The organism is Affinundibacterium fentianense (assembly GCF_018139545.1).
GTDB lineage: Bacteria > Pseudomonadota > Gammaproteobacteria > Burkholderiales > Burkholderiaceae_D > Undibacterium > Undibacterium fentianense.
This window is the reverse complement of sequence record NZ_JAGSPJ010000007.1, coordinates 12128-28521: the sequence shown is the minus strand read 5'-3', so window position 1 is coordinate 28521 and position 16394 is coordinate 12128. Positions and strand designations below refer to the sequence as shown.

At 47.1% G+C, this 16394-nt stretch carries 7 protein-coding genes; 2 read left to right on the top strand and 5 right to left on the bottom strand.

Features of this window, described 5'->3' with window-relative positions; genetic code table 11:
- Window positions 1–47 precede the first annotated feature (47 nt).
- Window positions 48–5486 (top strand): type I secretion C-terminal target domain-containing protein, encoded by a 5439-nt coding sequence (locus KDM90_RS15520; protein WP_212676553.1) that lies wholly within the window; start codon window positions 48–50, stop codon window positions 5484–5486.
- Window positions 5487–5616: 130 nt separating this feature from the next.
- Here KDM90_RS15520 and KDM90_RS15515 read toward each other — a convergent pair whose 3' ends face one another.
- From KDM90_RS15515 to KDM90_RS15495, 5 genes are all read right to left on the bottom strand, one after another.
- Window positions 5617–6663, bottom strand: a complete 1047-nt coding sequence (locus KDM90_RS15515) for a polymer-forming cytoskeletal protein (RefSeq protein ID WP_212676552.1) — start codon at window positions 6661–6663, stop codon at window positions 5617–5619.
- Window positions 6664–6731: 68 nt separating this feature from the next.
- Complete coding sequence (locus tag KDM90_RS15510) at window positions 6732–7214, bottom strand: SRPBCC family protein (protein ID WP_212676551.1); 483 nt, start codon at window positions 7212–7214, stop codon at window positions 6732–6734.
- A 176-nt stretch (window positions 7215–7390) separates the two neighbouring features.
- Complete coding sequence (locus tag KDM90_RS18365) at window positions 7391–9256, bottom strand: methyl-accepting chemotaxis protein (RefSeq protein ID WP_212676550.1); 1866 nt, start codon at window positions 9254–9256, stop codon at window positions 7391–7393.
- 348 nt (window positions 9257–9604) lie between these two features.
- Window positions 9605–9982, bottom strand: coding sequence for a DUF423 domain-containing protein (locus KDM90_RS15500; protein WP_212676549.1), 378 nt, complete (start codon window positions 9980–9982; stop codon window positions 9605–9607).
- 165 nt (window positions 9983–10147) lie between these two features.
- Window positions 10148–13747 carry an indolepyruvate ferredoxin oxidoreductase family protein gene (locus KDM90_RS15495; RefSeq protein ID WP_212676548.1) on the bottom strand — a complete coding sequence of 1200 codons (3600 nt, stop codon included), beginning with the start codon at window positions 13745–13747 and terminating at the stop codon, window positions 10148–10150.
- A 336-nt stretch (window positions 13748–14083) separates the two neighbouring features.
- Here KDM90_RS15495 and KDM90_RS15490 point away from each other — a divergent pair, with 336 nt between their 5' ends.
- Complete coding sequence (locus KDM90_RS15490; protein WP_212676547.1) at window positions 14084–16384, top strand: methyl-accepting chemotaxis protein; 2301 nt, start codon at window positions 14084–14086, stop codon at window positions 16382–16384.
- Window positions 16385–16394 lie beyond the last annotated feature (10 nt).

Genomic DNA, 16394 nt, shown 5'->3' with positions numbered 1-16394 from the left:
AGTTAAAATACTTGTTTTTCTATTCAGTCTATTTTCACTCCAAACAGATGGCTCAACAAAATACTTCGCAAAGTTACAATTCTCCGCTCACGATTCGCTCAATCACACCCGACTCTTACCAAGGTCGGGTTGCCGTTGACTCGAATATCGTCATTACTTTTAGCGAAGCGATACTAGCCGGTAATGGATCGATTACGATCAGAAATTCCCTCGGTGAAATAGTCTTTCAGGAAAGCATCAATAGTCCCAACATCACGATTTCAGGCGCGGTGTTAACGTTTAATCCGAGCACGAATTTGGCGTTTGTCTCGCAATATTCCATCGAACTATCAACTGGTATCGTCAAAACGGCGAATGGTGTGCTTTACCAATCGCCCAACTACGCAATCGCCAACTTCAGCACAGAATTTAGCAATATCGCGATGAATGTGACAGGCACGCCCGGCAATGACACCATCTACGGCAGTAGCAAAAACGATGTCATTCATGGTGGTGCTGGCAGGGATAAAATTGAAGCGAATGACGGCGATGATATTGTCAACGGCGGCGACGAGACTTCGGGCTACTTTGATGGAGACTCAATTTCTGGTGGGGATGGCAATGACATTTTGCACGGAAATGCAGGAAGTGACGAAATCGATGGTGGAAATGGCGACGACAAACTATACGGCGACGCGGACAACGATAGTTTGAATGGGGGCAGTGGGAACGACGAAATTTATGGCGGCAGTGGTGACGATACAATCGATGACTATGCTGGCAATAACGTGCTCCGCGGTGAGGATGGCAATGACTTGATCACCAGTGGTTATCTCTATGCTGACAACGGATTCAGTCTACTCGATGGAGGTGCCGGCAATGATATGATCAACGCGGGTGCCTCAGATGATGTGCAAGGGGGTGATGGCGATGACAAAATTCGCTTTAATGCTCGCTCAGGATATACTCGCGTCGCAAATGTCGACGGCGGCAACGGTAACGATACATTTAATGTCTATGCAGAAAGGGCCGACAACCTTGTCCTTCTACGAGGCGGGAGTGGGACAGATACCTTTATCATCGACAATTACGGTCTAAGTCTAAACAGCAATTTTACGATCGTAGATTTCGCTGCTGGTAAAAACGGCGACAAAATCGACCTCAGCAAAATTATCAACGCATTCTATCAATTCACTAAAAATCCTTTTGATGTTGACGGTTTTTTGCGTTTAAAACAGGATGGCCAAAATACCCTAATTCAGACCAAGGTCGGGACTTTAACGAATACGAATTTCTGCACGATTTTCACCTTAGAAAATATCACCCCCAGCCAACTCACTGGCGATAATTTTACAGGTGGACTTAATCCTAACGGGAGCACCGTTGGTATGGTTTTGATCGGTACTGAGCGTTCTGAAGAACTTAGGGGAAATATTCTTGATGACCAGATTTCAGGAGAATCTGGTGCAGACACCATCTTTGGCGACAAAGGCAATGACGTATTGATTGGCGGCACAGAAACTTCGATCAATGATGCTGACACAATCTACGGAGAATCAGGCGATGATTTACTACTCGGTGGCGCAGGGAACGATTCATTGCATGGCGGCGATGGTAACGATACTTTAGAGGGCGGAAGCGGTGACGACTATCTGAGTGACAGCATAGGAATCAATCTAATTCGAGGCCAAGATGGGAATGATCTTATCTTCATCAATTCGAACGAGGGCGGTATTTTTGAAGGTGGAAACGGTAATGATCAATTCGAAGTGAACACCTATGGGAAGATACAGAATGTCAGTATGACCGGAGGTACAGGCGCAGACATCTTTGCGATTCGCATTTCAAATGTCAGCAATATCCGGATTAAAGATTTTTCCGTCAGCGATGGCGATTTAATTGACCTCAGCTCCCTGCTTCCACTCGTCAAAGAAAATCCATTTGGCAGTAGTGCCTTTTTAAAGGCAAGCCAAGACGGCTCAAACATCGTGATTTTGTTTGACGATGACGGCGCAGCTGGCAGCGCCTATGCGATGCATCCGATCTTGACGATCGAAAATCTCAATGTGAATTTACTTGACGGAACTAGCTTCAAGAGTGGTTGGAATCCGAATGGAAGCGATCAGGGCGAAGCAATTCGAGGCACAACAAATGACGATAGACTCGTAGGCAGAGATCTCAACGATAGCATTTACGGTTCTGCAGGCAACGATTACATCAACGGCGGAAAGGGCAACGATCAACTGTCTGGGGACGAAGGATCAGACGTTCTGGTTGGCGAGACTGGGAACGACACACTCAACGGTGGTGCTGGCAATGATGATCTATCGGGTGGCGATGGCAATGATCTCTTAGATGGCGGAACGGGCGATGACCATTTAGTAGATAGCGTCGGTGACAATATTCTGCGAGGAGGGACTGGCAACGATATCTTGATTTCGGATGGCGCGAATAGCGTGGCTGATGGCGGCGATGGCGATGACCAAATTATGACACCCGGTGGAAACGATACGGTAATTGGCGGTACTGGCAACGACATCGTCATGTATGGCGGCGGAACAACGACAGCGACTAAGGAGATCACTAGCATCGACCTTGGTGAGGGGAATGATCGTCTGCATTTCGAGCCCACCAAGGCTGAATCCAAAGCCACTGTAAGCGGAGGTCTCGGTATCGACACCTACAAGCTAGGCGCTTCAGCATACAACGGCGTCTTGACGATTAGTGACTTTCAAGTTGGTCCCCGCGGTGACATCATCGATTTGTTTGACCTTTTAAACGGGCACTACAAAGGTGGTAATCCATTCGGCACGGCAGGCATGCTGCGCTTAGTGCAAAAAGGAAGTGATGCCGTTATCGAATATGACTACGATGGGCAGGAATTCAGTACCTATGGTTTCCGTCCAATCTTAGTCCTAAGCGGAATTCAAGGCAGTACGCTGATCGCAGAAAATTTCGGACAGGGCATGAATCCAAATGGCGGCGATCAAGGTCAAAATGTCACGGGAACGATCTCTGACGATCGGCTCATCGGTGGCATTTTGAACGACCGCTTGTCCGGTGATGCAGGAAATGACACGATTGACGGTGGCAATGGGGATGATCAACTTTCAGGCGGAGACGGAAAAGATCGACTCAACGGTGGCATGGGAAACGATGTACTCAATGGCGGCAATGGCAACGATATTCTGGATGAACAAGATGAGATCGGAGACAACCAATTTTTTGGCGGCGACGGAAACGATTATTTAAAGACCTTCGGCACCGGCCTCAATCAACTCAACGGCGGGAATGGAGATGATGTACTGATTGGTGGCAATGGTACTGACACGCTAAACGGCGATGATGGTGATGACACGATTGACATCAATTTCAATTTTGGCAGTGCTAGCCGTGCTCGAGAAATTGTTGTTAACGGCGGCAATGGCCATGACAAAATCACTTTTAGTGCCGGCTATGATATGACCCAAATCAAGTTGACCGTCACAGGCGGCAATGGGATCGATACCTTTGTCGTACCCAACATGGTAAATAACACGCAGTTGATCGTGACCGATTTTACTCCTGGAGCAAAGGGAGACTTCATCGATATCAGCAAACAATATTACCAGCACGACAAAAATCCATTCGGCGAGGTTGGCTACGCTCGTCTATTACAACGCGGCCAAGATACCGTTCTGCAAATCGACACGGATGGTCCTGACGGCTTACGCCAATTTCAAGATATTTTGACGCTAAAAAATGTTCTATCGTCCAGTTTGACGCCAGCCAATTTTATAGGTGGCTATGCACCAAATGGCATCTCTCAGGGCATGCTGCGAGATGGCGACGAACAAAACGATACAATTGATGGCACGAGTCTGAACGATACGCTGAATGGCGGTGCTGGCAATGATGAACTAAACGGTGGTTTTGGGGATGACGAACTACATGGCGATCTCGGAAACGATATTTTAGTCGACAATAGTGGTGACAATGTCTTTCTCGGCGGCGCTGGCGACGATGCGATCTATTCAAACGGTGACGGTACGAATAACGCGGATGGCGGCAGTGGCAATGATACTTTCTTCATTTCTGGAAACAGCGGGACGTATAGCGGTGCTGATGGAAACGACACATTCACGATCACGACCAATCACTATTCCTATGGTAGTGTCCGCGTTCTCTCTCTGAATGGTGGCTCTGGCGAGGATCAATTTACGATTACTGGAAGTTTTAACCAAAATCTCAAGTTGAATGTCAACGGCGGCCCTGACGCAGACCTTTTTACACCTCGGAATAGCTACAGTTCTGGCACATTCAATATTCTTGATTTTGATACGAATGTCGGCGGCGATAAGATTGACCTGACCGCTATCCTCGCTGAGATGAATTTTTCGACAGAGCGTCAAGGAAATCCATTCGCCAATGGCTACTTAAGTCTGCAACAGAGTGACGGCGACACCGTGTTAATTGCAGACCAAGATGGAACCGGCCCGATATCCAACAAGGTCATCTTGACTCTCAAGAATCTGAATGTCAATGCACTCAATCAAAGCCATTTTGTCGAATCATTCGATCCTAAAGGCGGGAACATTGGTGTGGAAAAAGTCGGCGACGCCCAAGATAATCGCTTTATCGGCACTTGGACCAAAGACACCCTGACAGGCTTAGCAGGAAACGACTACCTGACTGGTCAAGGAGGCAATGACTTGCTCGATGGAGGCACTGGCAACGATACCTTGGTTGGCGGTGCTGGTGACGATCAAATCATGGGCGGTTTGGGCTTTGATACAGCGTCCTATTCATCCGGCCTATCCGACTTTCAATTCACCAAGACAGAAACAGGCTTTAAAGTTGAAAGCAAGTATGGTGGCAATAGTGGTGTAGATAATCTCAGCGGTATCGAATATCTTCACTTCACCGATATCAATTTGAATTTAACAGTCAAAGAGAAAGCTGCATCCATTGCGTCTGCCGATGTCAAAATGCTCATCGAACTCTATGTTGCATTTTTTAATCGTACGCCAGACGCCGATGGTGTGGCGTATTGGATCGACCAATTCAAGAACGGACAGTCGATCGCACAAATCTCGGAATCGTTTTACAACATCGGTGCATCCGACCAATTTGCTGCGCTGACGGGATTTACCACCTCGATGAATAATGAAGATTTTATCCACACGTTCTACCGCAATGTACTTGGTCGGAAAGACGGCGCTGACGAAGGTGGCTTGCGCTATTGGAATAACAAACTCATGACCGGCGAGTCAAGTCGCAGTTCACTCGCGCAAGATATCTTAAATTCAGCGCATACCTTCAAGGGAAATGCTGATTTTGGCTATGTTGCAGATCTACTGGATAATAAATACTTAGTAGGTCGCACGCTTGCGATTGATTGGGGTATTAGCTTTGTTGAGAATCCTTACGAACGCGGCGTGAGCATCGCTGCGGCGGTGACACCAACAAATACGGACTATGCATTAAGTTTAGTGGGTGTCGTCGGAAAAGATCTGAATTTCTTTTAGATTGCGATGTTCCCAAACAAAAAGGCTTCTGAATTTGAAATCAGAAGCCTTTTTACTTGTGCGGGCACCGCGACACTTGGCTCATATACGTTCAGCCAAATGCAATAGACCACCCTACTCGCGCACCGTTTTAGCTAACCATATCACGCTGCAATCGACGCGGGACTTCCCAATCAAGTTCCCAGTCACGTTTCTTTTCTAAGGCATCGATATGTTTCAGCTTTTTATCTTCAACGAATTTACCTGACAATAAATATTTTGGTTTCGTTGGTGCCGAAACGTAGCCACGTACTTCCCACAAGGAACGCTTCAATGTTGTTGCTGCCAGAATGCCATAATCGGCACCGCAGCTGATTCCTTTTTCGGCGACCACTGCTTCACCAGCTTTGATGTACTTCGCCGCATAAATCGTTGCTTTTGTTGCGATCCACCGTCCGCTATGAATTTCGCCATTTAAACTTGTAATTTGTCCCGTCGCACGTATCGTCCCCCAAGCACTAATGTCCCCATGACTATGAATCGCACCGACTGTAAGATTTCCCTGGCAAATTACTTCACCAGCATAGAGGCCGCCGTGTATATGTATATCGGTTTCACTAAACACTTCACCTTTAACATTGACATCGCCATCAACGGCAATTGCAATGGCGCTCAAATGCCCACCGACATACTGGATTTCCGCGACATCTAACACATCATCTAGCTGGACATTCCCATGGCAATCAAGCACATCACAAGACAAATAGCCAAGCACTTGAATGTCGCCATAACCGCCAAAACTTTCGTGATGTGCATCGCGTTTTAAAATGGCTGGGTGCACCAATTTATCAATAAAGTTGCTACCATCTTTAACAGCCTTCGCTTGATCTAATTCAAGCACACGCGCCATCCACTCAGCGTTGCAACCCGTTTTCAACAAGAACTCAACTTCGATATCGCCAGCACAATCTAAAGCTTGGCCGACATACAAAGACTGCACACGAATATCGCCTGTTACCGTGAGTTTACCTAAACAAAAAACTTCTTCCGCTTCGAGATTGCCGTCAACCAACAGGTCGCCACCGATAATGACTTGGTTGGTAATTTGCAAATCACCCTGAATATGCGCGTCACCAGTGACAGCGAATTGTTTGCGTTTCAGTTTCTTTGCCAAAAAAGGAATGGGTGCTGTTGTCATAGTGAGCTCGGTTTCAGGTATAGATTAACGGTTTAAAATAAGACGAGATGAAATAATGATTTCGCGAATTATGAGGGCAGGGCGTCTAAACGCCCCGCTTCCGCCAATTCACGAATCACACGTATCGTATCGATATCTGCCTCTTGATAGGCAGCACGACGGTATTCGTTCAACATGTCATTCTCTGCATCAGGATTCGCATCCTCGCCACTGTTGTAAATAAAACGGACAAATAGAGCATCGGGGGCTGGCTCTTCTATCAACATGCGCAAGGACGAAGGATGGATATTCTGTTGCGCTGGAACTTCATAGTGAACGTGCGCAAGATGCTCGAAATCGACACGGTCAGCAATCACCAATTCTCCGTAGCGCAATTGTCGCGTCATCGATACCGCAGTACGCTCACTCAGTAAACATTCATCAATATAGTCAACAAATAACTTCGGTGACTCTGCACGTAGCACAAGACCACGCCACAATTGTTCTCGAGTCATCACACTGACCATGGGATTGGTTAAGTCGTTAATTTCGACCAAATGTTCAAATTTCATCGCGTATCCTTTCTGACGGACGATAGTTTACACCGCTTCCCGATCAACACCCAATGATTTCCAAATGATAGAGAGGATCATAAAAACAAAAAGCCATCAACACGTTCGCATTGATGGCTTAATCGTCGGCAGCCCGAAAGCAGCCATACTCCACTCAAAGACTCGTCTTAGTAAGCTTAGTAAGACAAGCGCGGCGTGGTTCTCTTGATTTGTGATGCAGGTTTCGCAAGTCGCTTGTCCTGTGCTTCATCCACGGTAAATGCTGACATTGCATTTTTGAGCAAGCCAACTTGCTCTTCCAAGGCACCAGCGGCAGCTGCTGCCTCCTCGACCAACGCAGCATTTTGTTGAGTGGCTTCATCCATGTGCTCCAGGGCTGAGTTGACTTGTTGGATGCCATCACTTTGCTCAGCGGACGCAGCTGTAATTTCATTGATCACAAAGGCCACTTGTTTGATTGCTTCAACGATTTGCGTCATTGAGGCGCCAGCCTGATCGACCAAAGTAGAGCCTTGATTGACCTTTGTCACCGAGTCTTCGATCAAGCCTTTAATTTCCTGAGCTGCCGCAGCACTGCGTTGCGCAAGAATACGCACCTCGCTCGCCACCACGGCAAACCCTCGTCCTTGCTCACCGGCTCGTGCCGCTTCGACTGCAGCATTCAATGCAAGAATATTCGTTTGAAATGCGATTCCTTCTATCACAGCAATGATATCAACAATCTTTTTCGAGCTATCGGTAATGCCCTGCATCGTCGTCACGACTTTATCGACTACCTTGCCACCATCCAACGCTAAATCTGACGCATTTAAAGCCATCTTATTGGCCTCGCGCGCATTTTCCGCATTATGCTGTACGGCACTGGTCAGCTCCTCCATGCTGGCTGAAGTTTCTTCCAAAGTGGACGCTTGTTGCTCAGTACGCGAGGACAAATCCATATTGCCGTTCGCAATTTCTGAAGCGCCCACTTCAATAGATTCTGTGGCTTTTCGCACATCCATTACCATCACTTGGATTTCATCAATAAAATGGTTAAATGCTTGTGCCGTTTGGGCGACTTCGTCGTCACCTTTGACGTGGATACGACGGCTTAGATTGCCGCCGCCACCCGCAGCAATTTCTGTCATGGCGTCACGCACGTGCTGCAGTCCTTGTAGCATACGTCCCACCATCAAGGTTGCTAATGGCAACAAGATCGCTAAAACAATCAAGAGTACGGTCGCAGAGGTCATCAACAGTTGATTGAGTGCTTCCTGTGCATTATTTTTATCAATCACTAAGGCCAAATATATTTCAGACCCTGCTATCTTTTGTAACAACAAAAAATGAGGATTGCCTGCAATTTGGGTGATGAGCGGATCTTGCTGTTTTGCGACTTGAGGGATCTTATCGAGTTCCAAATCACTAGTTATTTCTTTGGCGGGTTTCATGACCTTCGCAGCATCTGGATGGGCTAGCACTTGACCTGATTTATCCAGAAGAAATGCGTATCCACCGCCCGCCAATTTAATCGTCAAAATTTGTTCAACAATCTTTGTCAGAAACACGTCAGACCCCACTACACCTCCCGCCCCACCGGAGACAGGCGCCGCAAAAGAAATCATCAAGCCGGGTGGCGCAACGCCCATATAGGGTGAAGTGACAATCGTTTTCTTGGCTTCCAATGCATCTTTGTACCAAGGCCGTACAGTTGGATCAAATCCTGCTGGTGGAGGATCTGCAGGGACGTTCACAAAGGTCTTGTCTGGCTTACCTTGATACACACTTAGAAAACCTCCTCCCTTTTGCACCATTGCTAAAGATGCTTGCAGATCAGCACCATTTCCTATGCTTTCCGCAAGACTCGTCATCAGGTTCATATTGGTTTGAACCCAATTGCTCAATAAAGCGTTGTAACCTGATGCGACGCCACGCATTTCATTATTCAAATCGGATTCGATTTGCGATTTCAGGCGCACATAACTTGCAATCGTCACCATCACCGTACAAATGATGATCAGTAAGCCAATGGCAGCGATTAGTCGATTTTTGAGAGAATTCATGCGGATTTCCGGTAAAGATTTGATTTAGATCAAGAGATACAGGCTAATAAGGCTGTCTATCTTACCGAGGAATTGGAAAAGTGCAATGGAGAAATATTTCCAAATTTCAATATATTCAAACCTGCGAGCACGTCCCGGCGATCAATGTGCAGTTCCACCATTGCTTTAACATGATTTGTCCTCGCTGCTGAACAGGTGCGTCCTACGAGTTTGAATAAAACTGAATATTTTGACAAGGGACCAGTTTCGAATAAACTAGGTCATAGAGAACAAAATCTACCTTGAGGATTTTTTTGACTATCGCAAAAAGTGTTGCAAATCGACAGCATTTTGCACGACGGTGATTCCTTATTCTGCCGTACGCAAGGCATTCCAGATCACGAGCAACCAAGCCGCAAGAAAGGCCAATCCACCGATAGGCGTAATGGCACCAAGTACGCGAATACCAGTCAACGCCAGCACATACAAACTGCCGCTAAAGAAAACGATACCCAGTAACATGAATCGCAGACTCCAACGCATCACCGTGGTTTGCCAGCGCGTGGCTAAATGCGCAAGTGCTAGAATTCCGAGTCCGTGCACCATTTGGTACTGCACTGCAGTTTGCCAAATCGCCAGCATTTCACTAGACAATAGCGTTTTAAGGGCATGTGCGCCAAATGCACCGGCCCCGATCGCGACCAATAAATTGAATGCACCAACGGCGATCCATTGACGTTCTCGCATTACATTTCCCTCGTCTTGTTGAAATAGTAAACATAGACTTGCGGACGAAAAAAATGACCGGACAGGCCGGTCATTTTTCACACACAAACACTACACACTCTTTATTACACACTACACAGTTCAAATTCTAGCATGCATTAATTTTTGCCGCCGAATATGACAAATTTAAGCAGCAGTTTTTTCTTGGGTTGTTGCAGACATGCCAAATTCACCTAGCAATTTCGCTTCTTTTTGCTTCGCCAACTTGAAATGCCGCTCTTTAACGTGACCATAACCACGAATATCTTCGGGGATACTCGCAATAGCCACGGCTTTCGATAAATTTTCAGCATTTAATTGTGGCAACAGTTTGCTAATCAACTGCTTATATTCCACCGGCAATGCACGTTCCATACGACGTTCTTCGGTATAACCAAAGATATCCAACGCTGTTCCACGTAAGGATTTGAAACTCGCTAGGACGCCAAATGCCTTCATCATCCATGGACCAAATTGCTGCTTGATCAATTCACCTTTTTCATTGCGCTTAGCGAACAGCGGTGGCGCGAGGTGGAAGTTAATCGCATAGTCACCTTCAAACATATCGGCAATCTTTTGTTTGAATTTGCCATCGGTGTACAAACGCGCGACTTCGTATTCGTCTTTGTAAGCCATCAATTTGAACAAATACTTCGCTACGGCTTCTGTCAGGCGCAAGCCTTTGCCATCGACTAATTTGCTTTCGGCGGCTTTGACTTGATTCACAAAATCGCTGTAGATTTGTGCATACGCGGTGTTTTGGTAATCCGTTAAGAAAGCAACGCGTTTTGCGATAATGTCGTCCAATGTTGGTGCGCGTTTGAGTTCGATGACTTGCGCTGGCGTCGTCAAACGCTGTACTGCTGCCAAATCGTTCGCGGCAATACGGCCCCAGTTGAACGCTTGCTTGTTGAAGTCAATTGCCACGCCATTCAATTCAATCGCGCGCATCAAAGCGGCTTCGCTCAACGGCACCCAGCCTTTTTGCCATGAATAACCGAGCATGAACATATTCGCTGCGATACTGTCGCCCATGAGTGCAGTCGCAATCGTGGTTGCATCGACCATATCAACGCGGTCTTGACCGCAAGCCTTACGAATTTCAGCTTCCGCAGAACCCGCTGGGAATTGCCAGTTAGGATTCTTAATAAAGGTTGCTGTTGGGCTGCTGCTGGCGTTGATCGCGCCTTGGGTACGGCCTTCGCCCATACGAGAAACCGCATCTTTGCCTGCGGTGACGATCAAATCGCAACCGATAACCAAATCCGCCATACCAGTACCAACACGCGTCGACTGGATGTCTTCCGCTTTGTCCGCTAAACGCACATGCGACATCACCGCACCGCCTTTTTGCGCCAAGCCTGTCATGTCCAGCACTGAGCAAGATTTACCTTGCAAGTGCGCTGCCATCGCCATGATTTGGCCAATCGTAATTACACCGGTACCACCCACACCAGTCACGATCACACCATACGGCGTTGCGGTGCTTGGCAACACTGGTGCTGGCAAACTGCTGACGTCAAATGCGCCACCCGCTTCGACCTTGGTCTTCGCTGGCTTCTTCAATTTGCCGCCTTCCACTGTCACAAAACTTGGGCAGAAACCATTCACGCAAGAATAATCCTTGTTGCAGGAAGATTGATTAATCTGACGCTTGCGACCGAATTCAGTTTCTAGAGGTTCAACGGATAAGCAATTCGATTGCACGCCGCAATCGCCACAGCCTTCGCAGACCGCTTCATTGATCACCGCGCGTTTGGCTGGATCAGGGAAACCAGGCTTACCGTCTTTACCGATTTTTTTGCGGCGACGACGTTTTTCTGAAGCACAGGTTTGATCGTAAATCATCGCGGACACGCCTTTGCATTCGCGCAATTCGCGTTGTACCGCATCGAGTTCGCTACGATGACGAACGGTGACACCCGCTGCCCAAGGATAATTCGCGGGATATTTTTCTGGCTCATCCGTCACCACAATAATCGGTGACACGCCTTCTGCCGCAATTTGACGTGAAATCATGCCCGGATCGAGTGGGCCGTCAAACTCTTGACCACCCGTCATCGCGACGGCATCGTTAAACAAAATTTTGTACGTGATATTCACGTTACCGGAAACGGCAGCGCGGATCGCCAACAGACCTGAGTGGTAGTAAGTACCGTCACCCAAGTTAGAGAACACATGCTTCTCATTGGTAAATGGTGCTGCGCCAACCCAAGTCACACCTTCGCCGCCCATGTGCGTAAAAGTGGTGGATTCACGGTCCATCCATGTCACCATGTAGTGGCAACCGATACCGGCCAAAGCGCGGCTACCTTCTGGCACTTTGGTTGAAGTATTGTGTGGGCAACCAGAACAGAAATGCGGAATACGATCTTTATTCGCATCTGGCTTAGAAACGGAATTCAACGCCGCTTCTTTCGCTTCTAAATACGCGACGCGTTCTTTGACTTGTTGCTCGACTGGATGACCAGCGAAGTAACGGCTGATACGTGAAGCAATCGCATGCGCGATCTGTGCTGGGCTCAGTTCATAGGTCGCTGGCAATAACCATTCGCCGTGACCACTGCCCTGAATATTGGTCCATTCACCCGTATCATCAAACTTACCGACTACGCGCGGACGCGCTGCTTCTTCCCAGTGGTAGAGCTCTTCTTTCAGCGCATATTCGAGAATCTGACGCTTCTCTTCAACCACCAAGATTTCTTCCAAACCAGTCGCAAACTCACGCACACCGTCGGATTCTAAAGGCCAAGTCAGGCCAATTTTATACAAGCGAATACCGATGTCTTTCGCAACTTGTTCATCAATGCCGAGATCAGCCAAAGCTTGACGCGTGTCGAGGTAAGACTTACCTGCAGTGATAATACCGATCTTCGCGTTCGGGCTATCCCAGATAATTTGATTGAGTTTGTTAGCACGCGCATAGGCTAAAGCCGCATACCATTTGTAATTATTCATGCGCGTTTCTTGCGCCAAGATTGGATCAGGTGTACGGATGTGCACACCATCGGCTGGCATCACGAAATCGCTAGGAATCACAGGCTTGACGCGATCAGGATCGATATCGACCACGCAACCAGATTCAACGATATCGGTTACGCATTTCATCGCTACCCACAAGCCGGTGTAACGCGACATCGCAATGCCGTGCAAGCCGTAATCCAAATATTCTTGAACCGAGGATGGATACAAAACAGGAATACCGCAAGCTTTTAAAATATGTTCACTTTGATGTGCTGCCGTGGAGGATTTCGCCGCATGATCATCACCAGCAATTACCAATACACCGCCGTGCGGCGAAGTACCCGCCAAATTCGCATGTTTAAACACGTCACCACAACGATCCACGCCTGGGCCCTTACCGTACCAGATACCAAACACGCCATCATATTTCGCCCCAGGGAACAAATTCACTTGTTGCGTACCCCATACCGACGTCGCGGCTAAATCTTCATTCACGCCTGGGTGAAATTTAACGTGATATTTGTCCAAATGTTTCTTGGCTTTAGCGGCGGTCATATCTACTGCACCGAGCGGAGAACCGCGATAGCCAGTTAAGAAACCAGCCGTATTCAAACCGGCTTTTTCATCGGCCTGACGTTGCAACATGGTCAAACGAATCAAGGCTTGCGTACCGGTCATAAAAGCACGGCCGCGTTCTAAAGTGTACTTATCGTCGAGAGAGATGGTGGTATTGATGGCGGCATCCGCTACTGCGGATTGCTCAGTTTTATTGGGTGAATTCATGCTGCCTCCGGAATTTTTCTAATGTGGCTTGGGTTTGCCTGCGCCATGAAACGAATCCTGCTAGCTTTTGGCTAGATCATACGCTCAAAGCAAAAAAGAACGACAAAATTAACAAGGCTCGCACAGTATCACGCGCGTCTTTCGCTCCCCATGCACAGTCACCACCAAAAAGACCAGTACAGTATGACTGACAATTTTGCAAAGTGTACTGGTTGAGGTATATTAATTTTAGGCAATTTTTTTGTCTCAGAAAGACACAATCCGAATGCATTCCAAATAAAATCTGCGAGAATAGAAAAGGCCTTGTCCCTCCATTACCATCTGAAAGTTAGCACCATGAAGTTTGAGAGTGATTCTTTGTTCGCGGCCATGATGGCACCCTGTTTGCAGTTGATGAGCAAAATAGGACTACGCACTAAATTACTCGGCATGTTCTTAAGCATTTTGTCAGTTTGCTTGCTTCTCGGTTTAATTTTGCTCGCTAAAGAAAATGCCCAAACGACGACAGCCGAGAATGAGTTGTATAGCATTGAACTCGCGCAAAAGAACAATGCAATTATTCATGCCATTCAACGACTACGCAGCAGCACCTCGCCGAACGAAATTCGCCCCCAACAGCAAAGTTTAAAAACGGCTATCAGTGACTTCTCTTTGCTATTGAAAAGAGATGATCGTTTAGACTTAGTCGAACAGTGGCAGATCTTGGCAAAGGATTTGCAAAATATCGCTGAACACAAAAACTTACAGGAAGCTAAAGGTTTACTCACAAGTAATGTCGATCAGCAATTAGTGCAACTTGCAGACAATATCAACGAACGTAGCGGATTGCTATTTGATCCTGAGGCCAATTCGTATTTATTGATGGACTTCGGCTTACAAAAATTGCCTGTCTGGTTAGATGCCTTATCAAAACTATCTGCAACGACGCAAACCGCACTACAAGCCAATGCAAATGACCCACTCCATTTTGCAAAAATAAATTCACTCTTTGATCAAACTCAAGTGGCGATACAACAAAGTGAAAAGAGCTATGCTGCGATATTACGCACTGGCGAAAAAGAAATCCCCGCATATAAAGATGCATTGCAGCTTAGTCGACAAGCTCTAGAATTCATTCAAAAAAATTATCTTGTTAACCTACAAAGTGAAGCGCAAAACAAGATCAAACAAGCAACAGATCTGGCGCTCGGTAAGACTTATCTACTGCAAACCCAATCACAAACTCAATTGAGCCAAATCCTACAACAGCGCCAAAAACATCTGCGTTGGCAATCTTATCTGGTGATTATCGGTTTGCTAATCACGCTTATCCTTACTGCCTATTTATCGTTTGGCTTTTACTTGAATCTTATGTATGCCGTTGAAAATCTTGAACAGGCCGCTGAAACTGTTGCTTCCGGTGATTTAACGACCTCGGTTCAAGTTCAAGGGAGCGACGAACTCGCCAAGACTTCAAGTGCAATTGACAAAGCAAATTTCAATTTATCCGCACTTGTGGCAAATGTCCGCACCAACGCAAGCATGGTGTCGGATCTCGGCAAACAATTATCGAGCGGCATCAATGACATGGCGATCCGCACCGAACTACAAGCTCTCAGTCTGGTGGATACTGCCCAGAACATGGAGACCTTAAGCGAAACTGTCAAAACGAATGCAGCCAATGCCAAATCAGTCGACAATCTCGCGTCGAATGTTCGCATGATTGCCGAATCCAGCAGCGACACCATGCGCGCCGCTGTCTCAACAATGCAAGGGATCCATACCAGTGCGATGAAAGTCCACGAGATTGTCAGCATGATAGACAAGATCGCCTTTCAAACCGATATTCTGGCTCTGAATGCTGCAGTGGAAGCATCCCACGCGGGTGAACAGGGTAAGGGCTTCGCAGTCGTAGCAAACGAGGTTCGAAATCTAGCACAGCGTTCCGCGGATGCGGCACGTCAAATCCGGCGCTTGATTGATGATTCGGTGAATCGCGTCGAAACTGGGGTCGAACAAATTTATGAAGTTAACGAAACACTTTCCGATATTGTTGGCGGCATCCGCAATCTGGCGAAAGACATCAATGCGATCTCGACGGCATCAACCGAACAAAGCAATAGCTTAATCCATATCTCGCAAGCCATTCGCGAGCTTGATGAGATCACGAAGAGCAATAGCAAAATGGCTGAAAATGCCAAATTTGCCTCATCAGAGCTTGAAGTCCGCGCAGAAAAACTAACGTCTGTCGTCTCGGCATTTCGTTTACGCCAAGGGACAGCTGATGAAGCCAAACTCCTAGTGAATAAAGCCAAAACACTCTTTAGTATCCATGGAATGCATGTGCTAGACATCATCACATCAGATCCTGAAAAAATCTTTGCTGATCGCGATATGTATGTTTTTGCGTTCGATCGCCAAGGCCAATACCGAGCATTCGCGGGAAACGCTGGAAAACTGTCGGTCAACCTGTTTCATGTGCCTGGCTTGGATGGTAGAAAATTGGTAGAAGATGCCTTTGCACTGCCTGAAATCGGTGGTTGGGTTGACTATTCTATTGAAAACCCTGTCCTGAATCGTATTGAGCAAAAAACTTCCTATATAGAGAGAATCAGTGACGATATCGTGATTGGTTGCGGCGTTTATAAATCTGCTTAGACGATGAACA